Source organism: Variovorax sp. P5_A3 (assembly GCF_056400665.1).
Genome location: NZ_JBFUKW010000008.1, coordinates 165,454 through 188,287, shown reverse-complemented (window position 1 = coordinate 188,287; position 22,834 = coordinate 165,454). Strand labels below are relative to the sequence as shown.

The 22,834-nt window shown below is 65.0% G+C and carries 27 protein-coding genes; 10 read left to right on the top strand and 17 right to left on the bottom strand.

Going from position 1 to position 22,834, the window contains the following annotated elements; translation table 11 throughout:
• Positions 1 to 53 precede the first annotated feature (53 nt).
• Together minD and minE are read left to right on the top strand one after the other, a co-directional pair.
• Positions 54 to 869 (top strand): septum site-determining protein MinD, encoded by an 816-nt coding sequence (minD, locus tag AC1D3B_RS14475; protein ID WP_478191357.1) that lies wholly within the window; start codon positions 54 to 56, stop codon positions 867 to 869.
• A 3-nt stretch (positions 870 to 872) separates the two neighbouring features.
• Complete coding sequence (gene minE, locus AC1D3B_RS14470; protein WP_478191356.1) at positions 873 to 1,145, top strand: cell division topological specificity factor MinE; 273 nt, start codon at positions 873 to 875, stop codon at positions 1,143 to 1,145.
• Between the two features lie 10 nt (positions 1,146 to 1,155).
• Here minE and AC1D3B_RS14465 read toward each other — a convergent pair whose 3' ends face one another.
• Together AC1D3B_RS14465 and AC1D3B_RS14460 are read right to left on the bottom strand one after the other, a co-directional pair.
• Positions 1,156 to 2,061, bottom strand: coding sequence for an alpha/beta hydrolase (locus tag AC1D3B_RS14465; RefSeq protein ID WP_478191355.1), 906 nt, complete (start codon positions 2,059 to 2,061; stop codon positions 1,156 to 1,158).
• A gap of 198 nt (positions 2,062 to 2,259) precedes the next feature.
• Positions 2,260 to 2,862 (bottom strand): TetR/AcrR family transcriptional regulator, encoded by a 603-nt coding sequence (locus AC1D3B_RS14460; RefSeq protein WP_478191354.1) that lies wholly within the window; start codon positions 2,860 to 2,862, stop codon positions 2,260 to 2,262.
• 115 nt (positions 2,863 to 2,977) lie between these two features.
• Here AC1D3B_RS14460 and phaP point away from each other — a divergent pair, with 115 nt between their 5' ends.
• Entirely contained in the window at positions 2,978 to 3,469 is a 492-nt protein-coding gene (gene phaP / locus AC1D3B_RS14455; protein WP_478191353.1) for a TIGR01841 family phasin, read from the top strand.
• A 119-nt stretch (positions 3,470 to 3,588) separates the two neighbouring features.
• Positions 3,589 to 3,837 (top strand): hypothetical protein, encoded by a 249-nt coding sequence (locus AC1D3B_RS14450; RefSeq protein WP_028249804.1) that lies wholly within the window; start codon positions 3,589 to 3,591, stop codon positions 3,835 to 3,837.
• Positions 3,838 to 3,846: 9 nt separating this feature from the next.
• On the opposite strand, the gene AC1D3B_RS14445 is transcribed toward AC1D3B_RS14450, so the two are convergent.
• A complete protein-coding gene (locus AC1D3B_RS14445) occupies positions 3,847 to 4,257 on the bottom strand; it encodes an RcnB family protein (protein ID WP_478191352.1) in 411 nt (136 codons plus the stop codon).
• Between the two features lie 118 nt (positions 4,258 to 4,375).
• On the bottom strand, positions 4,376 to 4,966 hold the full coding sequence (locus tag AC1D3B_RS14440; RefSeq protein WP_478191351.1) for a cob(I)yrinic acid a,c-diamide adenosyltransferase: 591 nt from the start codon (positions 4,964 to 4,966) through the stop codon (positions 4,376 to 4,378).
• Between the two features lie 67 nt (positions 4,967 to 5,033).
• Here AC1D3B_RS14440 and AC1D3B_RS14435 point away from each other — a divergent pair, with 67 nt between their 5' ends.
• Complete coding sequence (locus tag AC1D3B_RS14435; protein ID WP_478191350.1) at positions 5,034 to 6,458, top strand: FAD-binding oxidoreductase; 1,425 nt, start codon at positions 5,034 to 5,036, stop codon at positions 6,456 to 6,458.
• A gap of 74 nt (positions 6,459 to 6,532) precedes the next feature.
• Here the strand turns inward: AC1D3B_RS14435 and AC1D3B_RS14430 are convergent, their stop codons facing one another.
• The 9 genes from AC1D3B_RS14430 to AC1D3B_RS14390 form a co-directional block, all read right to left on the bottom strand.
• Complete coding sequence (locus AC1D3B_RS14430; RefSeq protein ID WP_478191349.1) at positions 6,533 to 7,435, bottom strand: CsgG/HfaB family protein; 903 nt, start codon at positions 7,433 to 7,435, stop codon at positions 6,533 to 6,535.
• A 107-nt stretch (positions 7,436 to 7,542) separates the two neighbouring features.
• Positions 7,543 to 8,484, bottom strand: a complete 942-nt coding sequence (locus tag AC1D3B_RS14425; RefSeq protein ID WP_478191348.1) for a ParB/RepB/Spo0J family partition protein — start codon at positions 8,482 to 8,484, stop codon at positions 7,543 to 7,545.
• A 5-nt stretch (positions 8,485 to 8,489) separates the two neighbouring features.
• Positions 8,490 to 9,032, bottom strand: coding sequence for an RBBP9/YdeN family alpha/beta hydrolase (locus AC1D3B_RS14420; protein ID WP_478191347.1), 543 nt, complete (start codon positions 9,030 to 9,032; stop codon positions 8,490 to 8,492).
• 37 nt (positions 9,033 to 9,069) lie between these two features.
• On the bottom strand, positions 9,070 to 9,924 hold the full coding sequence (locus AC1D3B_RS14415) for a ParA family protein (protein WP_478191346.1): 855 nt from the start codon (positions 9,922 to 9,924) through the stop codon (positions 9,070 to 9,072).
• Between the two features lie 58 nt (positions 9,925 to 9,982).
• On the bottom strand, positions 9,983 to 10,597 hold the full coding sequence (locus AC1D3B_RS14410) for a LysE family transporter (protein WP_478191345.1): 615 nt from the start codon (positions 10,595 to 10,597) through the stop codon (positions 9,983 to 9,985).
• Between the two features lie 61 nt (positions 10,598 to 10,658).
• Positions 10,659 to 11,297 (bottom strand): 16S rRNA (guanine(527)-N(7))-methyltransferase RsmG, encoded by a 639-nt coding sequence (gene rsmG, locus AC1D3B_RS14405; protein WP_478191344.1) that lies wholly within the window; start codon positions 11,295 to 11,297, stop codon positions 10,659 to 10,661.
• On the bottom strand, positions 11,294 to 13,240 hold the full coding sequence (mnmG, locus tag AC1D3B_RS14400) for a tRNA uridine-5-carboxymethylaminomethyl(34) synthesis enzyme MnmG (RefSeq protein ID WP_478191343.1): 1,947 nt from the start codon (positions 13,238 to 13,240) through the stop codon (positions 11,294 to 11,296). Before mnmG ends, rsmG begins: the two co-directional genes overlap by 4 nt.
• 163 nt (positions 13,241 to 13,403) lie before the next feature.
• Positions 13,404 to 14,327: a transglutaminase-like domain-containing protein gene (locus AC1D3B_RS14395; RefSeq protein ID WP_478191342.1), complete on the bottom strand. Its 924-nt coding sequence runs from the start codon at positions 14,325 to 14,327 to the stop codon at positions 13,404 to 13,406.
• Between the two features lie 194 nt (positions 14,328 to 14,521).
• Positions 14,522 to 14,707: a DUF1328 family protein gene (locus AC1D3B_RS14390; RefSeq protein WP_478191341.1), complete on the bottom strand. Its 186-nt coding sequence runs from the start codon at positions 14,705 to 14,707 to the stop codon at positions 14,522 to 14,524.
• Positions 14,708 to 14,883: 176 nt separating this feature from the next.
• On the opposite strand from AC1D3B_RS14390, the gene gstA reads away from it, so the two are divergent.
• Positions 14,884 to 15,492, top strand: coding sequence for a glutathione transferase GstA (gstA, locus tag AC1D3B_RS14385; protein ID WP_478191340.1), 609 nt, complete (start codon positions 14,884 to 14,886; stop codon positions 15,490 to 15,492).
• A gap of 107 nt (positions 15,493 to 15,599) precedes the next feature.
• Here gstA and AC1D3B_RS14380 read toward each other — a convergent pair whose 3' ends face one another.
• A complete protein-coding gene (locus tag AC1D3B_RS14380; protein WP_478191339.1) occupies positions 15,600 to 16,820 on the bottom strand; it encodes a YbfB/YjiJ family MFS transporter in 1,221 nt (406 codons plus the stop codon).
• Between the two features lie 118 nt (positions 16,821 to 16,938).
• Between AC1D3B_RS14380 and AC1D3B_RS14375 the strand changes: the two genes are divergently transcribed.
• Positions 16,939 to 18,039, top strand: coding sequence for an alkene reductase (locus tag AC1D3B_RS14375; RefSeq protein WP_478191338.1), 1,101 nt, complete (start codon positions 16,939 to 16,941; stop codon positions 18,037 to 18,039).
• Positions 18,040 to 18,155: 116 nt separating this feature from the next.
• On the opposite strand, the gene AC1D3B_RS14370 is transcribed toward AC1D3B_RS14375, so the two are convergent.
• Both AC1D3B_RS14370 and AC1D3B_RS14365 read right to left on the bottom strand, forming a co-directional pair.
• On the bottom strand, positions 18,156 to 19,529 hold the full coding sequence (locus AC1D3B_RS14370; RefSeq protein WP_478191597.1) for a sensor histidine kinase: 1,374 nt from the start codon (positions 19,527 to 19,529) through the stop codon (positions 18,156 to 18,158).
• Positions 19,530 to 19,531: 2 nt separating this feature from the next.
• Positions 19,532 to 20,221: a response regulator transcription factor gene (locus AC1D3B_RS14365; RefSeq protein WP_478191337.1), complete on the bottom strand. Its 690-nt coding sequence runs from the start codon at positions 20,219 to 20,221 to the stop codon at positions 19,532 to 19,534.
• A 172-nt stretch (positions 20,222 to 20,393) separates the two neighbouring features.
• Between AC1D3B_RS14365 and AC1D3B_RS14360 the strand changes: the two genes are divergently transcribed.
• From AC1D3B_RS14360 to AC1D3B_RS14350, 3 genes are all read left to right on the top strand, one after another.
• A complete protein-coding gene (locus AC1D3B_RS14360; RefSeq protein ID WP_478191336.1) occupies positions 20,394 to 20,681 on the top strand; it encodes an acyl carrier protein in 288 nt (95 codons plus the stop codon).
• Between the two features lie 45 nt (positions 20,682 to 20,726).
• Positions 20,727 to 20,921, top strand: a complete 195-nt coding sequence (locus tag AC1D3B_RS14355) for a heavy-metal-associated domain-containing protein (RefSeq protein WP_435517153.1) — start codon at positions 20,727 to 20,729, stop codon at positions 20,919 to 20,921.
• A 116-nt stretch (positions 20,922 to 21,037) separates the two neighbouring features.
• Positions 21,038 to 21,808 (top strand): TIGR04325 family methyltransferase, encoded by a 771-nt coding sequence (locus AC1D3B_RS14350; protein ID WP_478191335.1) that lies wholly within the window; start codon positions 21,038 to 21,040, stop codon positions 21,806 to 21,808.
• A gap of 18 nt (positions 21,809 to 21,826) precedes the next feature.
• Here AC1D3B_RS14350 and AC1D3B_RS14345 read toward each other — a convergent pair whose 3' ends face one another.
• Positions 21,827 to 22,783 carry a YcjF family protein gene (locus AC1D3B_RS14345; protein WP_478191334.1) on the bottom strand — a complete coding sequence of 319 codons (957 nt, stop codon included), beginning with the start codon at positions 22,781 to 22,783 and terminating at the stop codon, positions 21,827 to 21,829.
• Positions 22,784 to 22,834 lie beyond the last annotated feature (51 nt).

Here is a 22,834-nt window from a genome sequence, read left to right as displayed (position 1 = left end):
CGACGGGCGCCCAACTGAATTACTGAAACGAACGAACATAAGAAGGAATGGCAATGGCCAAAATTGTGGTGGTGACCTCGGGCAAGGGCGGCGTCGGCAAGACGACCACGAGCGCGAGCTTTGCATCGGGGCTCGCGCTCGCGGGCAAGAAGACGGCCGTGATCGATTTCGACGTGGGACTGCGCAACCTGGACCTGATCATGGGTTGCGAGCGGCGCGTGGTGTACGACCTCATCAACGTGATCCAGGGCGAGGCCAACCTGAGCCAGGCGCTCATCAAGGACAAGCAGTGCGACAACCTGTTCGTGCTGGCCGCCTCGCAGACGCGCGACAAGGATGCGCTGACCCAGGAGGGCGTCGAGAAGATCCTGAAGGAGCTCGCCGACCAGGGCTTCGACTACATCGTGTGCGATTCGCCCGCCGGCATCGAAACCGGCGCGCTGATGGCGATGCACTTCGCCGACGAGGCGCTGATCGTGACCAACCCCGAGGTGTCGTCGGTGCGCGACTCCGACCGCATCCTGGGCATGCTGAGCTCCAAGACCAAGCGCGCGAAGGAAGGCGGCGAGCCGATCAAGGAACACCTGCTGATCACGCGCTACAACCCCAACCGCGTGGCGGGCGGGCAGATGCTGTCGCTGGAGGACATCCAGGACATCCTTCGCATCAAGCTGATCGGGGTGATCCCCGAATCCGAAAGCGTGCTGCAGGCCTCCAACCAGGGCGTGCCGGCGATCCACGACAAGGACACCGACGTGGCCCAGGCCTACACCGACGTGGTGGCACGTTTCCTCGGCGAAGAGAAGCCCATGCGCTTCGTCGATGCCGAGAAGCCCGGCTTCTTCAAACGAATCTTCGGAACGAGGTAGCCAATGTCCCTCTTTTCCTTTTTGCTCGGCGAGAAGAAGAAGACTGCCAGCGTCGCCAAGGAACGGCTGCAGATCATCCTCGCGCACGAACGCAGCAGCCTCGGCAGCAAACGCCCCGACTACCTGCCGGAATTGCAGCGCGAGCTGATCGCGGTGATCTCGAAGTACGTGTCGATCAAGGCCGAGGACATCAAGGTGCACCTCGAGAAGCAGGACGATCTCGAAGTGCTTGAGGTCAAGATCGAACTGCCCGACGCGGCGCTCGCGGCGCGCTGAGCGCCCTTTTTCAGGGCTGCGTGACGAACGTGGCCACGGCCTTCACGACTGCCGCTTCCTTCAGGATGCGACGGTGCCCCAGGCCTTGCGTGGCGACGAGTTGCGCGCCAGGGATGGCGTCGCGGTACGCCACACCGTCCTCGAAACGGTTCACCCGGTCTTCGCGGTCGTGAACCACCAGGGTCCGCAGGCCGATGCGCGGACCCACCGCTGCCGGCTCCAGGAGCGGCATCAAGATCGCTTCCCGCGCTTCGATCAGTCGCTGCATGGCGGCCCGCGTGCCTTCGCTGAGTCCGAACACCTGCGCGAAGTAGCGCGTGAATTCATGCGGCGACGCCGGCGGCGCCACGAGGACCAGCCGCTCGACCGGTAAGCCACGGCTGGCCGCATAGGCCAGCGCATTCGCGCCCAGCGAGTGGGCGACCACGGCCTTGACCGTGCCTCCCCGCTGAACCAGGCGCGCGGCCACGTAGTCGATCGCACGAGCGAACTGCGGCAGGTTGCTCACCGTCCCGGCGCTGCGGCCATGGGCGGGCATCTCGACCAGCACCGGCGTGAAGCCCGAGGCCGCCATTGCCCTGGCGAGCGGCAGCATCTGGCCCGCATGGCCACCCCAGCCGTGCACCAGCAGCACCTGCGGCGCTTCCATGGGAACGACCGCTGGCGTGTAGATGCCGATGCTGGCGTTCTCGTACGACCAGGCTTCGCGGTGCCAGTGCGCGTCGGGGCCGTGGCGCCGATTCAGCCATTTGGGCGGCAAGGGTGTGCCGAAGAGCCGGTAGGCGGCGCGAACGCCGAGCGTCGGCCAGATGCGCTGTGAGGCGCTGAGCCCCAGGCGCAAGGTGCGGACCCACGGACTCGCGCCGTAGTAACTGGAAGCGGCGCCGGGCGCCGTGTTGGAGGCGGAGGTGGTCATGACGGCTCCCTCAGTACCAGACCGAGTCCTCATTGCTTCCGGGAAGACGGCGCAGCGTTACGACAAGAGCCCGCGTGCCCATTGCGAGCCCGCAGGCGCCGAGAAAGAGAGCGGCAATCATCATGGTATTTCTCCTATTTATCGCACGATCGTGCGAAATCTGTACGTGCCAAAAACGAATGACGTCGAACCTGAAGCTCAGGCCTTGTAGCTGGCAAGCAGCCGCTGCCAGGTCAGCGCGGCGCGGTCCGCCGCTCGCGGGTCGCGCAGGAAACGCGCGTCGTGCAGCAACCCGATCACGAGGCCGTAGATTTCACCGACCAGCTGGGCCGGATCGGTGTCGGGCTTGAGTTCGCCGGTCTCGACGGCCTGGGTCACGGTACGCCGTAGCGCGGCTCGCCAGCGCGACACTTCGGCCAAGAGGTGGTCGCGCAGTTCGCCCTCACGGTCGTCGAGTTCGAAGGCGCCAGCGGTGTAGATACAGCCGGTCTCGATCTCGACATCGCGCATGCGGGCGATCCAGCGCTCGACGATGTCGTTCAGGCGCGCCAGGCCTTTCGGCTTCTGCATGGCGGGGACGAACACGTCGGCGAGGAAGCGGCGCCCATATTCCTCGATGACCGCCTTCTGCAGGGCCTCGCGCGAGCCCACGCGTGAGAAGACCCCGCTCTTGGACAGGCCCAGGCGACCGGCGACCGCCTGCAGCGTGATGGCCTCCAGGCCCTCTGCCGAGGCGACATCCATCGCCGCACCGACGATGGCGGCACGGGTCAGTTCGCTTTTCTGGGTCTTTGCGTCCATGGCGCGGAATTTAGCACATGCGTGCGAAACCTCAAGTTCCCGCACCGGGGCTTCCATCCGACCACGGTGTGGGCGTATCGTCCAAGTCCCAACACCAAACTGGAGACATCGCACCATGGCAACCAGCAAATCGAGCACCACCGCCGCCAAGAAAGCCCGGCCCATGGGCGGCCCGAGCGTGGAAGACGTGCAGGAAGCGTTCGTCAAGCCGCTGAAGGGCATGGCGGAACGGCTGCAGAACCTCCCGCTGGCGGGCGCCGCAGGCGCGATCGTCGAGAGTGGGCGCAAGGACCTGCAGGCACTCGTGCAGGCCAACGAGAAGTCCTACCAGGGTCTGCAGGCCGTGGTCCAGCGCCAGACCGAGATGCTCAAGACCTCGATCGAGGAATGGCAAGGCACGATGAAGGGTATGAAGGGCACCGATCCGCGCGAGGGCCTTGCCAAGCTCGATGCCATGGGCAAGGCCGCATTCAAGCAGGCGCTCGATGACATCCGGGAACTGTCGGAGATGGCGGCGAAGTCGCAGGCCGAGGCTTTCGACGTGGTGCGCCGCCGCATTCAGGACAACGTGGACGAGGTCAGCAAGCTGCTGAAACAGCCCAAGTAGGTCGCCTGGGAGACGCGTGTCAGTGTTTGCCCTGCGACAGAACGTGGAAAAGGTCCGTGACGAAGTTCGCAGGAAGCGTACATTGGTGCGATTTCCTCAGCGATCAGATCGAATCAGCCATGGCATCGAATTCCCAGACGCGTGTGTCCCCCAAGGCGGCTGCCGAAGCTGCGGACCGTGAACGACTGCGGCAGGGCCTGCCCGCCACGGTCGGTCACCTGCAGCAGCATCAGGCCGACCAGATCGACGACAACGACATCGATGCCTACGTGAGACTCAACTGGCTCGAATGGCACGGCGGCGGGCTGCGCCTCACGATCACCGGGCGCAACGTGTGCGCTCAGATGGCGCCCTCCACTGCGGCCTGAAGCCGCTGATCACTGCCCGGCGATGATCTGCGCGATCAGGCCGGTGGCGACGGCGGCCAGCACGAAGTCGCCGCCCACACCGACCCACTGGTAACCGCGCGGCGGCTGATAGAGGCGGTGGCCGCGCCAATCGTTGACGACATAGGTCCGGCCGCGGTATTCGCCGGGAACGCGGCCGCCCCTGCGCCATTCCACGTGCGGGTTCGGATAGGCCGGGCGGCTGTATTGTGGGCCGGGACGGAAGTCCTGGTGACGCTGGTAGACGCCGTTGTTCCGGCCGTCGTCGCGGTGGTATTGCTGCTCTTGGCGATCATTGCGATCGGGACCGCGGTCGAAACGGGGCTCCTGCGCGAAGGCACTGCCCGCCATGCACATCGCGAGCGCTGCGGCGGCAACGGCCATGCTCTTTGACTTGTTCATTCTGGAACTCCTTCTGCGTTGATGAGGAGTCCAGTGTGGGATGCGCATGTATCGCGCTCGCCCTGCGCATGTACGCGCAAGGTGAAGCCAGGTAAAGCCGGGGCGGACCCTGGCGGGGTCAGGGTGTGTTGCCAGGGGCCGGCTCGTCAGCAGCGGCTCGCGCCATGCGTTCGCTCTTCCAGTACACATCATCACCACCGTCGACGCGATTGAGCACGCGCGCCAGCACGAAGAGCAGATCGCTCAGGCGATTGAGGTAGCGGCGCGGCGCGTCGTTGATTTCTTCATTTGCACCCAGCGCGACAACAGCGCGCTCCGCCCTCCGGGCCACGGTGCGGCACACATGCGCGAGCGAGGCCGCGCGCGTACCTGCCGGGAGGATGAACTCGGCCAGGCGCGGCAATGCGGCGTTGTGTTCGGCGAGCGCGTTGTCCAGTTGAAGCAGCGCCTCCGCCTTGAGCAGGGTGAAGCCGGGCATCGACAACTCGCCTCCCAGGTTGAAGAGCTGGTGTTGAACGTCGACCAGGAGCTCGCGCACGGCGGCCGGCATCGGCTCGCAAAGCAGCACGCCGATGTTCGAATTGAGTTCGTCGACATCCCCCATCGCGTGCACGCGCAGGTGGTCCTTGGGCACGCGGGTGTTGTCGCCGAGGCCGGTGGTGCCGTCGTCGCCGGTGCGCGTCGCGATCTGTGTGAGTCGATTGCCCATGGGGTGTCTTTTGTAGCTTTTGGGAATGCGGTTCGTAGAATGTTAGACCCTTCAGGAGATCGTCTCGATGAACGCCCCCGCCGCTCTTTCCCATCTCACGCCGGAGATCGCGTTGCGCGAGGTGCCGGATGCACTGATCGAGGCCCTGAAGTCCCGCTTCGGCGATCAATGCTCCACCGCGCTGGCAGTGCGCTCGCAGCACGGTCGCGATGAGTCGTCCTTCGATGCACCGCCGCCCTCGGCCGTGATCTTTGCCGAGAGCACTCAGGATGTGGCCGATGCCGTCAGGCTCGCGAGCGACTACAGCGTGCCGGTGATCCCCTTCGGCGTCGGCTCCTCGCTCGAAGGGCATCTGCTGGCCGTACAGGGCGGGATCAGCATCGATGTGAGCCGCATGAACCGGGTGCTGTCCGTCAATGCCGATGACCTGACCGTGACGGTGCAACCCGGCGTCACGCGCAAGCAACTGAACGAGGAGATCAAGAGCACGGGCTTGTTCTTCCCGATCGATCCCGGTGCCGACGCCTCGCTCGGCGGCATGGCGGCGACGCGCGCGAGCGGCACGAACGCCGTTCGCTACGGCACGATGCGCGAGAACGTCCTCGCGCTCGAAGTGGTCACCGCCAGCGGAGAAGTGATCCGCACCGGAACGCGCGCGAAGAAGTCGTCGGCGGGCTACGACCTCACGCGGCTGCTCGTCGGAAGCGAAGGCACGCTGGGCGTGATCACCGAGATCACCCTGCGCATCTACCCGCTTCCGGAGGCGGTGTCGGCGGCGATCTGCTCCTTCCCCAGCATCGAGGCCGCCGTGCGCACCACCATCGAGATCATCCAGCTCGGCGTGCCCATCGCGCGCGTGGAACTGATCGACAAGAACTCCGTGCGCATGGTCAACGCCTATTCCAGGCTGGGCCTGCGCGAGGAACCGATGTTGCTGATGGAGTTCCACGGTTCGCCGGCCGGCGTGAAGGAGCAGGCCGAGACCGTGCAGGAGCTGGCGAGTGGCCACGGCGGCAATGCCTTCGAATGGGCCAGCACGCCTGAAGAGCGGACGCGCCTGTGGACCGCGCGGCACAACAGCTATTTCGCCGCGGTGCAATCGCGCCCCGGCTGTCGCGTGATTTCGACCGACACCTGCGTGCCGATTTCGCGCCTGGCCGATTGCCTGCTCGAATCGGTGGCGGAGGCCGATGCCAGCGGCATCCCCTACTTCCTCGTCGGCCACGTGGGCGACGGCAACTTCCATTTCGGCTATCTGCTCGACCCCAACGCGCCTGAAGAACGCGTGACGGCCGAGAAGCTGAATCACGCACTGGTGTCGCGCGCGCTCGCCCTCGAAGGAACCTGCACGGGCGAGCATGGGGTCGGCCTGCACAAGATGGGCTTCCTGGTGACCGAAGCCGGCGTGGGGGCGGTCGACATGATGCGGACGATCAAGCGCGCGCTCGATCCGAAGAACATCATGAATCCCGGCAAGATCTTCAGTCTGTAGCAACCGCCGCCGACCAAGACAAAAGCCCGGGGCTCGAAAGAGCCGCCGGGCTTTCGCACGCCCTGAGCGATGCCTTATTTTTTCGTGCTGCTTCCGTTGCCCGTGCGCTTTGCGGCCGGTGCCGAGGTTTGCGAGGGCGCCGCCCCGCCATCGACACCCAGGCGCCCGCCCCCGCCGAGGCCCTGCCCTTGCACGGTCTGCGCCTTGTAGTTGCGCAGGGCGATGACCATCTGGTTGAACGCGTCCATGAACGCCGCGCTGATGATCTTGCCTTCCGCCGTGTTGGTGTAGCCGCCGAGCCCTGCCGCGCCGCTTCCGCCGAAGACCGAGCCGAAGGCGCCGAAATCGGTCTTGGACGCGCTGCCTTCCGACGCCGAGACCTGGACGCCGGAACGGTTGTCGACGAGCGTGAGCATCGCGCTCGCCTCCTTGGTCTGCATGCTCCCGCCGACTGCGGAGACCACGCCGCTGTAGCGACCGCCCACCAGCCCACCCAGCGCCCCTCCCATGCCGCCGGCGTTCTGGTTGCTGAAGACGATCTCCGGCGACAGTCCGTAGTCGGAGGCGACCATCTGACCGGCGCCGAAGTTGCTGCCCTGGCGCATCTCGCCGGACTGCATCAGCTGGCGCTCGCGCGACATGGCGTTCATGCCGGCCGCGCCCCGCTCGACCACCACGAAGCAGTTCGATTGCTGCACCAGCAGGCGCAGCAAGTTGGCCGTGGGCGGCAGCTTGTACTCGTTGCGCAGGATGGTGTACCAGCCGGCCGACTGGTTCTCGACCAGGGACACCGTGCCGAGCGGCGTTGCGCATTTCTCGAGCGCGGTGTTCGTGTTGGCCGATGCGCTGCCCGCCGCGCTGCCGGTCGCCACCGTCTTCGCGCTCTGGCTGCCCATCTGCATGTCCGTGGTTTCGCAACCGGTCAGGAAGATGGCGCCCAAGGCGAAGGCCGCGAGCGAAAGTCTCGTGTTGTCCATGGCCGGATCCCTCTTAGTACTTTCTGGTTAAAAACTGAACCAGAGAATATGCTGAAGTAACCGGATGAATCAATCGCCCGGAAAGCCAGGGATCAGACGCGCGCGAGCTATGCCGTTTGGCGGATGCGGTCGATCAGTCCGTTGAGAGCATCGAGCGACCCGAAATGAATCGCGAGTTCGCCGCTCTCCTCGATGCGGCCACCGCGACGGCTGCGCTTCTTGATGCGAACCTCGACCTCGGCCGCGAGGAGGTCGGCGAGCTCTTCTTCCACGCGGAGAAGGTCGCGCGATTTCTCGGCCACGCCGCGGCGAGTTGATGGCGTGAGACTGAACTCGGCCGCCAGCTTCTTGACCAGCGCTTCCGCCTCGCGCACCGACAGCTTCTTGGCGGCGATCTGGTTCGCCGCCGTGATCTGCGTACCCTTGTCGAGCGACAACAGTGCACGGGCGTGGCCCATGTCGATGTCGCCGGCCATGAGCATCGCCTGCGCCGGTTCGGCGAGGTTCAGCAGTCGGAGCAGATTGCTGGCAGCACTTCGCGAGCGGCCCACCGCCTGCGCTGCCGATTCGTGAGTGAGCCCAAACTCGGCTACCAGGCGTTGCAGGCCTTGGGCTTCCTCCAGTGGATTGAGGTCTTCGCGCTGGATGTTCTCGATCAATGACATGGCAGCGGCGGCCTCGTTCGGCACGTCCCGTACCAGCACGGGCACGCTCTCGAGCCCTGCCAGGCTTGCCGCACGGAAGCGCCGCTCGCCCGCAATGATCTCGAATTCGGCGTTCTTGGTTCGCGCAGCTTCCGCGTCCAGGCGCCGGACCAGGATCGGCTGCATGATGCCCTGCGCCTTGATGCTCTCCGCGAGCTCATACAGCGCCCCCTCGTCCATGCGTGTCCGGGGCTGATAGACGCCGGGCACCATCTGGTCGAGGTTCAGCGTTGTGGGGTTGGGCGGCGGCGTGTCTTCAGTCGTCGCGTTGTCCGGCCCGTTGAAGGTCGGCCCGAGCAGGGCTTCGAGTCCGCGGCCGAGGCCCTTGGGTTTTTTGGTGACCATGGAGATCAGTCTTCTTTCAAAAGGTCGTTCAATAGCGCGCGCCCTTCGGGCCAATCGCCCAGGCCGGATTCGCTGTTGATGTGGCCGCGCATGCCCGCATCGAGATAGCGTGCGCCCCAGTCGCGGGCCATTTGCCGGGAGCGGACCGCGTCGCAGTAGGGATCGTCCTGAGCGGCGATCAGCAAGGTCGGGAACGGCAACGGTTGGCGGACGATAGGTGCCCAGCCGGGAATCATCTGGCGGACGTCGTCGCGCTCCAGGTCGCCGGGAGCGACCAGCAGCGCGGCGCGCACCTTGTCTGCGTTTCGCGAATGGGCAGCCCATGCGGCAACGAGGATGCATCCGAGACTGTGCGCCACCAAGGCGACCGGTCCCGACGCCGCGAGGATCTCTTCTTCGAGACGGGCCGACCAGTCGCCGCGCAAGGGACGCATCCAGTCGTGTTGCTCGACGCGGTGATCACCGTAGATCGCTTCCCACCGGCTCTGCCAATGATCCGGGTCGCTGTTCTGCCAACCGGGAAGCAGCAGGATTTTGGTGACGGGCATCTCTGGTGAAATGAGGAAATGGACCGAGCCGACGGCCTCAGGGACCGTCGGGAATCTGGACTGCCACCGGCGGCGGATCCATGGGCACGGGCGCCGGCGCAGATGCCTCCGCCGCCAACGCGCTTGCTGGAGGCATTTTCTCGACCAGTTCCTGAGCGAAAGCCACGAAGGCCAGGCTGCCCTTGGCCGGTGGGTCGAACACCACGCCCGGTAGTCCGTAGCTGGGAGCTTCCGCCAGTCGCACGTTGCGCGGGATCACCGTGTCGAAGACCTTGTCGCCGAAATGCGCCTTGAGTTGCTCGCTGACCTGCTGCTGCAGCGTGATACGCGGATCGAACATCACGCGCAGCAGGCCGATGATCTGCAGGTTCTTGTTGAGGTTGGCGTGGACCTGCTTGATCGTGTTGACCAGGTCGGTCAGCCCTTCGAGGGCGAAGTACTCGCACTGCATCGGCACGATCACGCCATGTGCGGCGCACAGCCCGTTGAGCGTGAGCAGGCTCAGGCTCGGCGGGCAGTCGATCAGGATGAAGTCATACTCGGCGCCGACGCCTGCCAGCGCAGTCCGGAGTCGCTTTTCGCGACGGTCGAGGGCGACCATTTCGATTTCGGCACCGGCGAGTTCGCGATTGGCGCCCAGGACGTCGTAGCCGCATTTCTCGGCGTTCACTCGCGCCTCGGCCACGGAGGCCGATTCGAGCAGCACGTCATACACCGTCGTTTCGAGCTGGCGCTTGTCGATGCCGGAGCCCATAGTCGCGTTGCCCTGCGGATCCAGGTCGATCATGAGGACGCGTTGGCCAACTTTCGCCAGGCCGGCAGCGAGATTGACCGTGGTCGTGGTCTTGCCGACACCGCCCTTCTGATTCGCAATGCAGAAGATCTTTGCCATGGTCAGATGCCCTTTTCGAGGGCGGACGGGGAAACGCAGGCTTGCGGGCTTTTCATGCTCACCTGGAAATCGCCAGCTTGACGCCGAAAGCGATCAGGAAGACCCCCGCCAGCTTGTTGAGCGTCCCCGAGATGCGTGGGTTGGCGCGCATGCGTTCGGCCAGGAAGTGCGTCAGCAAGGTGGCGGTGAACCCGTAAAGGAAGGTCAGGACCGCTATTGTCAGCGCCATGACGGCGAAAGTCGTGAGGCCCTGGTGACGGGCTGGGTCGACGAATAGCGGGAAGAACGCCATATAGAAGACGATGGCCTTCGGATTCAGAAGCGTGATCGTCAAGGCCTGGCGGAGATATTGACGCGGCTTGATGTTGAGGATGGGGGCGGTTCCCGGCTTGGCACGCAACATCTTGAAGCCGAGCCATGCCAGGTAAGCAGCACCCAGCCACTGGACAGCGCTGAACGCCGCAGGGTAGGCGGTCAGGAGCGTTGCTACGCCCGCGACTGCTGCCCACATCAGCACTTGGTCGCCGGCAATCACGCCGATGGTCGCGGCCAGTCCGCCGCGAATTCCGCCCTTGCTGGTCGATGTGATCAAGGCCAGATTTCCCGGTCCGGGAATCGCAAGAAAAAGGATGATGGCCGCGACGAACGCGCCGTAGTCAGCGATGCCGAACATGAAGAATTGCCTCAGAAGGGAGTGCGTCGAGTCTAAGCGAGGTCGACGCGGCGAACGCCTGTCAGGCGGCGGGTTTTCGCATCCAGACCACGCAGCGCTCGGCATCCAGGCCCGGAACGGACAATTGTTCCACGTGAAACACCTGGATCCCGGCCGACAACTGGGTGATTTCGTCGTCGGGCGCCCTGCCCTTCATGGCGAGCCAGAGACCAGTCGGCGCCAGCAGATGCGACGATCCAGCAACGAAATCCGGCAGCGACGCAAAGGCCCGGGAGCTGATGATGTCGTAGCTTCCGGTCAATGTCTCCACGCGGGCGTGCAGCCCATGGAGGTTGCGCAGATTTAGTTCGGACGCGACTTGCTGGACGAATGCAGCCTTCTTGGCCACTGCATCCAGACAGGTCACGTCGATATCACTCCGAAGAATCGCGATTACCACGCCTGGCAGGCCGGCGCCGGCGCCGACGTCCAGAAGCCTGGCCCCATCTACCCGCTCTCGCCGAAGAGGTGCAATGATTGAGAGGCTATCGAGCAGATGATGGGTCAGGACACTTGCAGGGTCTCGAAGTGCGGTCAGGTTGTAAACCTTGTTCCACTTCAGGATGAGCGCGCCGTACGCCAAAAGCTGTTCGCTTTGTTGGCCGGTCAACTCGATGCCAAGCTCCCCAGCGCCATCGCGCAATTGTTGTTCCTGGCTCATTCTGCGGCATGGGGCTCGGGCGCCGCGTCACGGACGAATGCGCGGTGACCGCCCTTGCGCAGATGAATCATCAACAGCGAGATGGCGGCCGGCGTCACACCAGAGATTCGCGAAGCCATGCCAAGCGTTTCGGGACGGTGCTTGGTGAGCTTTTGTCGCACCTCGAAGCTCAATGCCTTCACCTGACCGTAGTCCAGATCCACGGGCAACCTGAGATTCTCAAAATGCGCGGCCCGCTCGACCTCGTCGTGCTGACGATCGATATAGCCCGAGTACTTGGCCGCGATCTCGATCTGCTCGATCTCAGATTCACAAAGAGCCTCGCCCGAACTGTATTTCCCGCCGTCCAGCGACATCAACGACTCGTAGCTCACATTGGGCCGGCGCAGCAGATCGCCCAGGTTGTATTCGTGGTCGATGGCCTTGCCCAGGACGCGCTCCGATTCGGCGGCCGGCAGATTCCGCGGATTCACCCAGATGGAACGAAGGCGTTGTGTTTCACGTGAAACAGCATCCCGCTTCCGCGAGAAAGCATCCCAACGCGCGTCGTCGACCAAACCCAGCTTGCGCCCCGCTTCCGTGAGTCTCATGTCTGCATTGTCCTCGCGCAGCTGCAAGCGGAACTCGGCCCGGCTCGTGAACATGCGATAAGGCTCGGTCACGCCCTTCGTGATCAGGTCGTCGACCAGCACTCCCAAGTAGGCCTCGTCGCGACGGGGCAGCCAAGCCGCCTCTCCCCTGCACTGCAGCGCAGCATTGATGCCGGCGAAAAGCCCTTGAGCCGCCGCTTCCTCGTACCCGGTCGTGCCATTGATCTGACCGGCGAAGAAAAGGCCCTGAATGGCACGCGTCTCGAAATTGCTCTTGAGTTCGCGCGGATCGAAGTAGTCATACTCGATTGCGTAGCCCGGCCGCAAGATGTGTGCGTTCTCCAATCCCGCCATGGAGCGGACCAACTGATATTGGATGTCGAATGGCAGGCTGGTCGAGATCCCGTTCGGGTAGTACTCGTTCGTGGTCAACCCTTCCGGTTCCAGGAAGATCTGATGGCTTTCCTTGTCCGCGAACCGATTGATCTTGTCTTCGACGCTCGGGCAATAGCGCGGCCCGACGCCGTCGATCTTCCCGGTGAACATCGGGCTGCGATCGAAGCCGGACCGGATGATCTCGTGCGTTCGCGCATTGGTGTTGGTGATCCAACAGGGCATCTGCTGCGGATGCATGTCGGCCCGCCCCATGAAGCTGAATACGGGCATCGGCCCGGCTCCGCCGGGCATTCCGTCACCTGGTTGCTCGGTGCATTTCGAAAAGTCGATGCTTCGGCCGTCGAGCCTCGGCGGGGTCCCCGTCTTCAACCGCCCCTGCGGCAGCTTGAGTTCCTTGAGCCGCGCCGACAGGCTGACCGCAGGCGGGTCGCCCGCGCGTCCGGCTTGGTAGTTGTCAAGTCCGACATGGATGCGGCCATCAAGGAATGTCCCGGCAGTCAACACGACGGCGCGCGCACGAAATGCAATACCCACCTGCGTGACGGCACCGACCACCCGGTCGCCCTCGATCATCAAGTCGTCGACAGCCTGTTGGAACAACGACAGATTGGGCTGGTTCTCCAGCCGCCGGCGGATTGCGGCCTTGTAAAGCACGCGGTCCGCTTGTGCGCGTGTCGCCCGCACAGCCGGTCCCTTGCTCGAGTTGAGGATACGAAACTGGATCCCGCCCTCATCCGTCGCGATGGCCATCGCGCCGCCCAGCGCGTCGACTTCTTTGACAAGATGACCTTTGCCGATGCCGCCGATCGACGGATTGCAGCTCATCTGCCCCAGGGTTTCGATGTTGTGGGTGAGCAGCAAGGTGCGGGCGCCCATTCGGGCAGAAGCCAGCGCGGCTTCGGTGCCGGCGTGGCCGCCACCGACGACGATGACATCGAATTCTTCGGGATAGAGCATGGGAGTGGCGCACTGTCGCGTGCGCTGCGGAAAGGGGCGCCAATTTTAATCGCCGCAGCGGCTTCGTGCCTCCTTTGGGGACATGCGGTCCGAACTCGCAAAGCCCGCGGAGGCCGGCGTCCAATCTCGATCTGGTGCTATCATTTCGATAGCATGACGAGCCTCAGCTCTCTACGGCAACGACATGTGCCGCAGCTTGCCCCTTGTCCCCGGCATCGTGCGGCATCACAGGGACGGGCTTTTCGATGCCGACGAGCAGGCCGCTCGGCTCCGGTTCCGCCTGCACCGCCGCGCCTTCGTCCTGGAGTTCGCGCACCGCCAAGGTCTTGCCCGTCATGGTGACCGGACCGAAGATCGTGCAGAACGCGACGTCCTTCGCATCGCGCCCCGTGCCCACGCGCACGAGGCGGTCGACCGGCGCCATGCGCGTTGCGTCGAACAGCACCCATTGCCCGCCCAGCCAGGCTTCGAAGACGGCGTGGAAATCCTGCGGCGGCTCATCGAACCAGACGTAGCCCACTACCAGCCGCGCCGGAATATTGAGTGCGCGGCAGAACGTGATGCCCAGGTGCGCGAAATCGCGACATACGCCGGCACGCTCGACGAACACTTCGCACGCCGTTGTGGTCGAGTCGCTGCTTCCCGGCTCGTACGTGATGCTCTCGTGAATCCAGTCGACGATCGCTTGCACGCGTCCGATCCCGGGCGGCAGGTCGCCGAACAACTGCTGCGCACAGCGCGACATCAGGTCCGACTCGCAATAGCGCGTCGGCATCATGTAGTGCAGGATTTCGTTGGGCACCTCGTTCACCGGCACTTCCTGCAGATCGGTCGGCACCTCCACGTGCGCGCGCCGGACGCTGGCCCTGTAGCGAATCTTCAGTAGCCCCGGCGTGGCATCGAAGCGAATGAATCGATTGCCATTGCCCTCATCGCAGAAGGCCTGCATCTCGACCGCGGGCTCGATCACCAGATCCTCGCTGATCAGCGCCTGCGCGCCACTGCGCGCCGCCTCGATGTTGAGCAACAAGTGCGAGGGTGCGGAGACTTCGTACTCGAGCACCGCTTCGACGTGTGAAAAATGCATGATCCTCCCTGCACCTGCGGCACAGCCTCCACTGGATGGGTTGAATGAATCAGGATTGCGCGCGCTCGCGCCGTACAGGCAATTGCCAACGAGATTGCGTCACGTGGAGCACCCGCATGACGCGGTGCGCGGGGCTCTGCAACAGCACCACCAGGGGCCGCACGCCCGGCCACGCATCGGGGACGTTGCCATCGTCAGTCCAACGCCTTCTTCACTGCGCCCACCCCCAACGCTGCGAGCACGAGAAAGGCCACGGCAAGGATCAGGAACAGACCGAACAGCACCTTGGCAATACCCGCCGCACCCGCGGCAACGCCGCCAAAGCCCAGCGCGCCGGCAATCAATGAGACGACGGCAAAGATGATGGCGTACTTCAACATGAACGACTCCTGGCGATGGGTCCATCCACCACAGCGGCGCAAGCTTAGAAAGCGGACGCGCCGACACCCATAGTCGCGGCGCGCGAGCAGCCGTAGGACAAAAACGCGTGCCCCGGACCCGCTAGCATCGACGTCCGCTTGCAAAATCGCATGTCGCCATTCACTGGAGTTTTCGCATGAAGCTTTACTACTCGCCGGGCGCCTGCTCGCTCTCCCCTCACATCGCGCTGCGTGAAGCCGGGGTCGCCTTCGAACCCATGCTGGCCAGCACCAAGAGCCACAAGCTGCAGGACGGCACCGACTACTACGGCATCAATCCGCTGGGCTATGTGCCCATGCTGGAGCTCGACGACGGAACGCGCCTGCGAGAGGGCCCCGCGATCGTGCAGTACATCGCAGACCTGGCGCCCAGCAAGAATCTCGCGCCGGCCAATGGCACGATGTCGCGCTATCGCCTGCAGGAGTGGCTGACCTTCATCGGCACCGAGATCCACAAGAGCTACTCGCCGCTGTTCAACCCGAACATGCCCGAAGAAGCCAAGGCCACTTTCAAGACCAAGCTCAAGTCGCGCTATGAATGGCTCGATGGCCAGCTCGCGAGCAAGGACTACCTGATGGGCGAGCAGTTCACGGTTGCCGACGGCTACCTGTTCACCGTCACGAACTGGGCGCAGCCGACAGGTGTCGACATCGCCGAATTCGCCAACCTCAAGGCGTGGCATGCACGCGTTGCCGCGCGCCCTGCGGTCCAGGAGGCCATGAAGGCTGAAGGCCTGATCAAGTAGCCCACCCCAAAAATAGGCCCACCCCCAGGCTTGCCCACTTCGTGTGGCCGCCTACCCCCTTCGAGGGGGCAACACCTGCGGCCCGGCGGAGCCGGTTCCGCGGTGTTTCACGGATCGCGTAGCGCTCGTTGGCGTGATGCGATCAGGGCAGCGGTCCACAACATGATTGCGGAGGCGATCAGGCCGCGGGCCAGGCCGCCTTCGCCATCGGAGATCCAGCCGGTCACGGTCGGGCCGACGATTTGGCCGAGCGCGAAGGCGATGGTGAAAGCGCTGATGCCGGTCGCCCACTGCGCGGCAGGAAGGTTGTGGCGGACGAGTGCCGTGGTCGATGCCACCACCGACAGGAACACCGCGCCGAACAGCAGGCCCGAAGCCATCGCCATCGGCCACGCGGGGCTGAGCACCGGCAATATCGTGGCGACGCCGAGCAAGGCGTTGAGCACCGCCTGCGGCCCACCGCCTCGGAAGCGATCGAGCAACCCCGCCCACAGCCGCGACGATGCCACGCACGCGACGCCCAGCAGGGCATAGAACGTCGTGATCTCTCCCGGCCTCGCGCCCTGCTCGCGCAAGAGCGCGATCACGAAGGTCATATAGCCGATATAGCCGGCACCGAAGAGCGTGTAGCCCGCGAGCGCCCAGCCGAAGCGGTACACCGGCGTCGGCGTCGACCCTGCTGCATCCGGCGACGGCGCAGGCACATGGGCGCGCGCTTCCTCGGGCAGCGCCCGCATCGCCAATGCCATCACCGCCGTCGCAATGAAGCTCGCCGCCGCCAGGGCCCACCACGCCCATGCCCAGCCGTGCGGTGTCGTCGCGGCGGCCTGCAACACCGCCGGCACGAGCAGCGCCGACAGCGTGATGCCCAGCCCCGTGCCGCCGTAGTACACGCCCAGCAGGAAGCCCGATCGCGACGGCTGCAAGGTGCCCAGCCGCGCCGCCAGCAAGCCGCCCGCGACGAATACCCAGGCACTCGCCAGCCCGGCAAGCAGACGCTGAATCAGCAATGCGGGCGCTGAATTGAAGAAGCCGCTCGCCACCATGAAAAGGCTTGCCCATGCCGCACCGCCCACCAGCAGGCGAACCGGCCCGAAGCGCCGCATCAAGGCCGGCATCATCAGCGCGCCGAACAGATACCCCGCGGCATTCCCAGTGTTCATCCCGCCCGCCAGCGTGTAGCTCCACCCGAGGTCCGCGCGCATGGGCGGCAGCAACAGGCCATAGGAGAAGCGCGTGATGCCCAGCGACACCGCGGCCCCCAGCGACAACGCGAGCGCCAGGCGCAATGCTTGTGCAGGCGTGAGCGTGGCGGCGGTCGGCGTCATGGGTCCGCAGCCATTCTGCGGCATCGCCTACCAGCAAATCGACAACCCCGCGACAGCGCGGTTGACGTGCGCCGTTTACCCTCTCCGTCGTTCCTTACATCAACCAGCAGCACCAACAATGTCCTCCCTCTTCGACCCCGTCCAGGCCGGCGACCTGAAGCTGAGCAACCGCATCGTCATGGCGCCTCTCACGCGCAACCGCTCGCCCAATGCGGTGCCGCGCGACATCACGGCCACCTACTACGCGCAGCGCGCGAGTGCCGGCCTTCTGATCACAGAGGCCACTGCGATCAGTCACCAGGGTCAAGGCTATGCGGACGTGCCGGGACTCTATGGCACCGAGCAGCTCGACGCCTGGAGGCGCGTCACCGACGCCGTGCACGCCGAAGGCGGCAAGATCGTCGTGCAGCTCTGGCACGTGGGCCGCGTCTCGCACACCGAGCTGCAGCCCGAAGGGGCCAAGCCCGTCGCGCCTTCCGCGATCACAGCCAGGACCAAGACCGTGCTCATCAAGGACGGCGTCCCTACCTTCACGGAAACCTCCGCGCCCCGCGCGCTCGATGCGAGCGAACTGCCGGGCATCGTGCATGCCTATGCGGTTGCCGCGCGCAGTGCGGTCGAGACCTCGGGCTTCGACGGCGTAGAGATCCACGGAGCCAACGGCTACCTGCTCGACCAGTTCCTCAAGACCGGGAGCAACAAGCGCACGGACGACTATGGCGGCAGCATCCAGAACCGTGCACGCCTCCTGCTCGAAGTGACGCGTGCCGTAGTCGATGCTGTCGGCGGCGGCAAGACTGGCATCCGCCTGTCGCCCGTCACGCCTGCCAACGACGTGCACGACGACGATCCGCAGCCGCTGTTCGACTACGTCGTGAGGCAGCTCGGCCCGCTCGGCCTTGCCTACATCCACGTCATCGAAGGCGCGACCGGCGGCCCGCGCGAGATCGAGGATCGCCCCTTCGACTACGAGGCCCTCAAGGCGGCCTATCGCGCGGCCGGCGGCAAGGGTGCATGGATGGTGAACAACGGCTATGACAAGCCGCTGGCCGAAGAGGCACTGAAGGAAGGCGACGATCTGGTCGCATTCGGCAAGCCGTTCATCTCCAATCCCGACCTCGTGCGTCGTCTCCGCGAAGGGGCGCCGCTGAACGCGTGGGACAAGAACACCTTCTATGGCGGTGGCGAGGCCGGGTACATCGACTACCCTGTACTCTAGGCTCGCCCCCAGGCTTGCCCACTTCGTGTGGCCGCCACCCCCTGCCGGGGGCAACCCCAGCGGCCCGGCCGAGCCGGTTCCGCGGGGTTCCTGGTATTGCGTACGGAGAGGTGGGTTCAGTTCGGGGTGAAGGCTACGCTGACTCTCAGGCCGCCTTCGTCGGACGCCTTTGCGAAGCTGAGTTCTGCGCCGAGCAGCTTTGCATAGCGGGCCACGATCGCTAGGCCGAGGCCGGCGCCTTGTCCGAGCTTTTGGCCGGCGGGGCCCTGTGCCCAGCGTTGCATCAGGTCGCGCTGGGCCTCTGGCGGTATGCCCGGTCCGTCATCGACCACGGCCAGCGTGGAATCCGTCAGTTCGATGGTGATCGTGCGGCCGCCGTAGCGCAGGGCGTTGTCGATCAGGTTGTCGAGGATGCCCTCGACCAACGCGGCATTGGCCTCCACCGTCACGGGTTCATCGAGGCCCAGGGCGCCCAGATCCACGCCGCGCGCGTCGGCGCGCGCGAGATGCCGAAGCACCGCCTCCTGCACCAGTTGATCCAGCCGAAGCGGCTCGCGCTGAAGGCCTGTGCGCCCTTCATCGGCCAGCGCGAGCGCAAGCAACTGGTCCACCAGATGACTGGCGCGCGCCTGGCTTGCGGCGATGTGCTCCAGCTGCTCACGCCACACTGCCGGCGTCCGCTGTGCCAGGCCGTAGTCGGCCAGCGCGCGAATGCCGGCGAGCGGCGTGCGAAGTTCATGTGCGACATTGCCCGCGAACTCCCGCTGCGCGGAAGCACTCTGGGCGAGTCGGTCCAGCAGCGCATTGAGTGTGTCACCCAACTGTTCGAGCTCGCGTGAACTGCGCGCCACCGGCACCGGCGCGAGGTCGTGGGCATCGCGCTGTTCCAGCGTCTGGCGCAGTTCGCCGAGTGGGCGAAGCTCGCGTTCGATGCCGCGCCACAGCCAGGCCGCAAGCAGGGTCAGCAACACGAGTTGCGGCGCCAGCGAAAAGATCAGCAGCCGCTCGACCAGTACGGCGCGCGCGCGCGTGGTTTGTGCGATCACCACGCGATAGGCGTTGGGTGTCTCGTGGTTCAACACCACGGCGCGCAGCTCCTTGCCTTGGTAGACGACGCGCGAGAACCGGTAGCGCGTGCCCTCTTCCGGCGCAGGCGCCTCCAGGCCCGCGTGCCCGGCGAGCAATGATCCGTCCGGCCGCAGCACGGCGAAGAACACGGTTTCCGATTGGTCGAAGAGGACGCTGTTGACTTCGCGTGGCGACAACAGCAGTTCGATGTCGCGCTCGCCCGCCTGCACATTGGCCGAAACCGCATAGGCGTCGTCGAGCATCTCGCGATCGAAAGCCTGCTCGGTGAAATAGCTGGCAACGAACAGCGCCACCGCGGTGCCGACCAGCCAGGTCAGGGCCAGCGGCAACAGCACGCGCCGAAGCACACGCGCGGTCAGCGAGGGCGCCGGGCCTGCGCCGGCCCCTGCCGTCGCGCGCAACTTCACACTTCCGCTTCCAGCAGGTAGCCGATCCCGCGCAGCGTGCGGATCGCAGCGCCGCTGCCGACCAGCTTCTTGCGCAAGCGCGAAATGAAGGCCTCCAGCGCGTTGTCGCCCAGCGACTCGTCGAAGGTCGAAAGCTTGTCCGACAGTTCCCGCTTGCTGATCGTGTGGCCCGGTGGGCTCATCAGCTCCCAGAGCACCTCGAACTCGCGTGCCGGAAGATCGAGCGGCACGCCGCCGATTCCGAAGCGCCGGGCCCTGCGATCCAGCCGGAGTTGCCCGAGCGTGGCGATGTCCTCCGTGCCCTGCGCACGCCGCACCAGTGCCCGGAGGCGGGCTTCGACCTCGGCCAGATCGAAGGGCTTGCCCAGGTAGTCGTCGGCACCGGCGTCCAGCCCCGCGATGCGCTCCTCCGTGCGATCGCGTGCCGTCAGCACGAGCACCGGCGTGCGGTCGCCCCGTGCGCGCGCATGGCGCAGAGCCGTGAGTCCGCTCGCAAGACCGCTGGTCGGGCTGGCCGTCGCGGGCAGGTTGAGGTCGAGCAACACGGCATCGAAGGTCTGCACGCGCCAGAGGTGGTCGGCCTCCTCCACGCTCGCAGCAACATCGACGCGGTGGCCTGCATCCCCGAGGCTCCGCAGCATCACGCTGCGCAGCACGGCATCGTCTTCGACCAGGAGGATTCGCATGGGATGTGAGGTGAAAAAAGGTACGTGTTTTTACCGCACGCGAGGGTCAGGACGCCGTCAGCACAACGACGCGATAAACGACCGATCAGGATACGACAGCAGGCCGCTTGCGCGGCCTTTTTCATGACCGTCGTGCCGACAGCGCAGCCCGCGGAGCAAGGAGATCCAGACCATGAGTTCGCCGACCTTCAACACTATCGCGACCATCCTGGAGAACGACTTCCGCCTGCCGCGAGAGGTGCTCCGACCCGACGTGGCCCTGGCCCACCTCGGCCTCAAGCCACTCGATCAGCTGGAACTGGTCTTTGCCGTCGAGGACGCCTTCCGGCTTCGCATTCCCGGGGCCATACTCGATCCGCGCCAGGGCTCCATCACGCTGCGGCGCCTCTGCCAGTTGATCGAGGACACGCCCGTCAGTCCTCTGCCCCCAGCGCCCCCTCGCTGGACATTGACATCGTGAGAAGGTTCAAACTGGAGGCCTTGTCTACATGAAGGAGCATCCACGATGAGCCAGAAGTTCCAGGTCACGGGCATGAGCTGCGGCCACTGCGTCAGCATGGTCGAGCAGGCGGTACAGACCATCGATCCGGAAGCGCAGGTCACGGTCGACCTCGAAACCGGCCACGTCGACGTGATGAGCGGTCACCCGCGACAGGACATCATCCTGGCGATCGAAAACGCAGGCTACAAAGCCCAATAGGCGACCGGGCAAGCTAAAACTCGAAGAAATGTGGAAAAAGAGGCGAATAGTTGAATACTTTGTGTTTCAAAGTGCAAAATGCGTACGGCATTTCACATTGACACCAAAGGGGTCCCATGCTGTCGAGTCTGCTGCCCTCCTCCGTCCGGGAAGCCGCCTACCGTCGCAAGTTCCTGGAGAACCGTGAAGAGAACCTCTTCATGGGCTCCTTCGAGAGCTTTGCAGCCGCCGAAGCCGGCGCGCCCCCCTCCAAGGCGATCGGCTACGACAACGCCGAGGCCGCCAAGGCGCTCTACAGCCATCAGGTTTACTTCTACGACTACCCGGGCCTCTTCTGGCTGAGCCGCGCGCTGGACGACGGCATGCGCAGCGTGTTCGACCTGGGCGGGCACGTGGGCATCAAGTACTACGCGTTCCGTCGCGTGCTGCCCTTTCCGGCGGACCTGCGTTGGACGGTCTGCGACGTGCCCGGTGTCGTGAAGACCGGCCAGGACCTGGCCGTCCAGCGTGAAGCAACCGACCAATTGAGCTTTACCACGGACTTTCGCGATGCCAGTGGCTTTGACGTGCTCTATGCATCAGGCAGCCTGCAGTACCTGCCCTTGCGCATCTCGGAAATCATCGCCCAGCTCCCCGCGAAGCCCCGGCGTATCGTGATCAACACGGCAGCGGTCCATGAGGAGCGGACGCTCTATACGCTCAACAGCATCGGATTCGCCGTGTGTCCCTACCGGATCCAGCATCACGACGAACTCCTGGCGGACCTGGCCGCGTCCGGCTACAAGCGACGCGATGCGTGGCGCAACGAGGGCAAGCCGATCGAAGTGCCTTTCGTGGAAGGCGGCGACAAGGCCTTCTATGCGGGCTGCTGCTTCGACCTGCACTGAGCAACGGCGTCACGCACCCTACGCGCCGCGCACCATCGACAGGATCTTTCCCGCGTCGAGCGTTTGGGCCTTTTCCTGCATGGCCGGCAGGTAGCGCGACTGGAGGCCCTGTGCCTCCTGCGTCACGTTCGCGTAGGCGTCTTTCAGCATCTGCGTCGACAGCGTGCGGCCGCCCGCGTAGTAGCGCTTCGCCACATGGCCCAGCGCATAGGTGGTGGCGAAGCTCATGCCCGAACTCACGGCCTGCTTGCCCACGCCGCGCAGCAAACCGCCACCGACTTTCCCGAGCAATCCACCCAGCAGCTTGCGACCGGCCTGCTCGAGATACTGCGATGTGAGGCCCACACCGACAGTGGCCAGGAAGTCCTTCACGTGGCCGCTGTCGAGCTGATAGCCATAGGCCTGCCCGATGCGGTAGACCAGCTTCATCTGCAGGGGAATGATCGCCATCGTCGAAAGCGTCTCGGGCAACAGTTCGAGCGCGCCGTTCAGGATCGCCGCGTTGAGGATCGCCTGGTCGAGTTCCGCATCGGGCACTGTCGAAGCGGGCCTCGGACCGCCAGCGGGAGCGGGCGCCGGGACGGCAGCGGACGTCAGCGGCACGGCCGCGATCGCTTCGGCGTCCTGATCGAACTGCTGCGCGGCCGGCGTGTCGAGCCGGAGCGCGGTGCGGACCTGCGCCAGGAACTTGCGCTCGGCTTCGGACTGCGATCCGTCGGCATCGCAGACACACACCGCCATCTCGTAGGCCAGTTGCCCGGCATCGTCGCTCTGCAGTTGCGCCGTCACGCCGGCCAGGTCTACGCGTTTCATCAGGACGTCCTGGTAGAGCGTCGGAAGGTGCACGCCGTCCGCTTGCGAGAGGCCCTCGGCGATGCGCTTGATCTCTGCGCGCTCCCGCTCGTGCTTCTCGCCGTCGACGAAGGCGGCCAGCAAGCTCAGCGTGACGATGGCCTTGGTTTCGGATGGGGTCATGAAGTCGGTCCTCAGGAATGTTCGGCTCCGTTCGTTTCTTCCACGTCGCAA

What these genes read in the sequence shown, in the direction of transcription:
- AC1D3B_RS14390 (WP_478191341.1), bottom strand. Translation starts at nt 14,707, where the DNA reads ATGTTGAAGTACGCCATCATCTTTGCCGTCGTCTCATTGATTGCCGGC.
- phaP (WP_478191353.1), top strand. Translation starts at nt 2,978, where the DNA reads ATGGCAACCAGCAAATCGAGCACCACCGCCGCCAAGAAAGCCCGGCCC.
- AC1D3B_RS14365 (WP_478191337.1), bottom strand. Translation starts at nt 20,221, where the DNA reads ATGCGAATCCTCCTGGTCGAAGACGATGCCGTGCTGCGCAGCGTGATG.
- AC1D3B_RS14450 (WP_028249804.1), top strand. Translation starts at nt 3,589, where the DNA reads ATGGCATCGAATTCCCAGACGCGTGTGTCCCCCAAGGCGGCTGCCGAA.
- AC1D3B_RS14350 (WP_478191335.1), top strand. Translation starts at nt 21,038, where the DNA reads ATGCTGTCGAGTCTGCTGCCCTCCTCCGTCCGGGAAGCCGCCTACCGT.
- minD (WP_478191357.1), top strand. Translation starts at nt 54, where the DNA reads ATGGCCAAAATTGTGGTGGTGACCTCGGGCAAGGGCGGCGTCGGCAAG.
- AC1D3B_RS14345 (WP_478191334.1), bottom strand. Translation starts at nt 22,783, where the DNA reads ATGACCCCATCCGAAACCAAGGCCATCGTCACGCTGAGCTTGCTGGCC.
- AC1D3B_RS14430 (WP_478191349.1), bottom strand. Translation starts at nt 7,435, where the DNA reads ATGGACAACACGAGACTTTCGCTCGCGGCCTTCGCCTTGGGCGCCATC.
- AC1D3B_RS14395 (WP_478191342.1), bottom strand. Translation starts at nt 14,327, where the DNA reads ATGCATTTTTCACACGTCGAAGCGGTGCTCGAGTACGAAGTCTCCGCA.
- gstA (WP_478191340.1), top strand. Translation starts at nt 14,884, where the DNA reads ATGAAGCTTTACTACTCGCCGGGCGCCTGCTCGCTCTCCCCTCACATC.
- AC1D3B_RS14465 (WP_478191355.1), bottom strand. Translation starts at nt 2,061, where the DNA reads ATGACCACCTCCGCCTCCAACACGGCGCCCGGCGCCGCTTCCAGTTAC.
- AC1D3B_RS14360 (WP_478191336.1), top strand. Translation starts at nt 20,394, where the DNA reads ATGAGTTCGCCGACCTTCAACACTATCGCGACCATCCTGGAGAACGAC.
- AC1D3B_RS14420 (WP_478191347.1), bottom strand. Translation starts at nt 9,032, where the DNA reads ATGCCCGTCACCAAAATCCTGCTGCTTCCCGGTTGGCAGAACAGCGAC.
- AC1D3B_RS14375 (WP_478191338.1), top strand. Translation starts at nt 16,939, where the DNA reads ATGTCCTCCCTCTTCGACCCCGTCCAGGCCGGCGACCTGAAGCTGAGC.
- AC1D3B_RS14355 (WP_435517153.1), top strand. Translation starts at nt 20,727, where the DNA reads ATGAGCCAGAAGTTCCAGGTCACGGGCATGAGCTGCGGCCACTGCGTC.
- AC1D3B_RS14425 (WP_478191348.1), bottom strand. Translation starts at nt 8,484, where the DNA reads ATGGTCACCAAAAAACCCAAGGGCCTCGGCCGCGGACTCGAAGCCCTG.
- AC1D3B_RS14380 (WP_478191339.1), bottom strand. Translation starts at nt 16,820, where the DNA reads ATGACGCCGACCGCCGCCACGCTCACGCCTGCACAAGCATTGCGCCTG.
- mnmG (WP_478191343.1), bottom strand. Translation starts at nt 13,240, where the DNA reads ATGCTCTATCCCGAAGAATTCGATGTCATCGTCGTCGGTGGCGGCCAC.
- minE (WP_478191356.1), top strand. Translation starts at nt 873, where the DNA reads ATGTCCCTCTTTTCCTTTTTGCTCGGCGAGAAGAAGAAGACTGCCAGC.
- AC1D3B_RS14415 (WP_478191346.1), bottom strand. Translation starts at nt 9,924, where the DNA reads ATGGCAAAGATCTTCTGCATTGCGAATCAGAAGGGCGGTGTCGGCAAG.
- rsmG (WP_478191344.1), bottom strand. Translation starts at nt 11,297, where the DNA reads ATGAGCCAGGAACAACAATTGCGCGATGGCGCTGGGGAGCTTGGCATC.
- AC1D3B_RS14410 (WP_478191345.1), bottom strand. Translation starts at nt 10,597, where the DNA reads ATGTTCGGCATCGCTGACTACGGCGCGTTCGTCGCGGCCATCATCCTT.
- AC1D3B_RS14445 (WP_478191352.1), bottom strand. Translation starts at nt 4,257, where the DNA reads ATGAACAAGTCAAAGAGCATGGCCGTTGCCGCCGCAGCGCTCGCGATG.
- AC1D3B_RS14440 (WP_478191351.1), bottom strand. Translation starts at nt 4,966, where the DNA reads ATGGGCAATCGACTCACACAGATCGCGACGCGCACCGGCGACGACGGC.
- AC1D3B_RS14460 (WP_478191354.1), bottom strand. Translation starts at nt 2,862, where the DNA reads ATGGACGCAAAGACCCAGAAAAGCGAACTGACCCGTGCCGCCATCGTC.
- AC1D3B_RS14435 (WP_478191350.1), top strand. Translation starts at nt 5,034, where the DNA reads ATGAACGCCCCCGCCGCTCTTTCCCATCTCACGCCGGAGATCGCGTTG.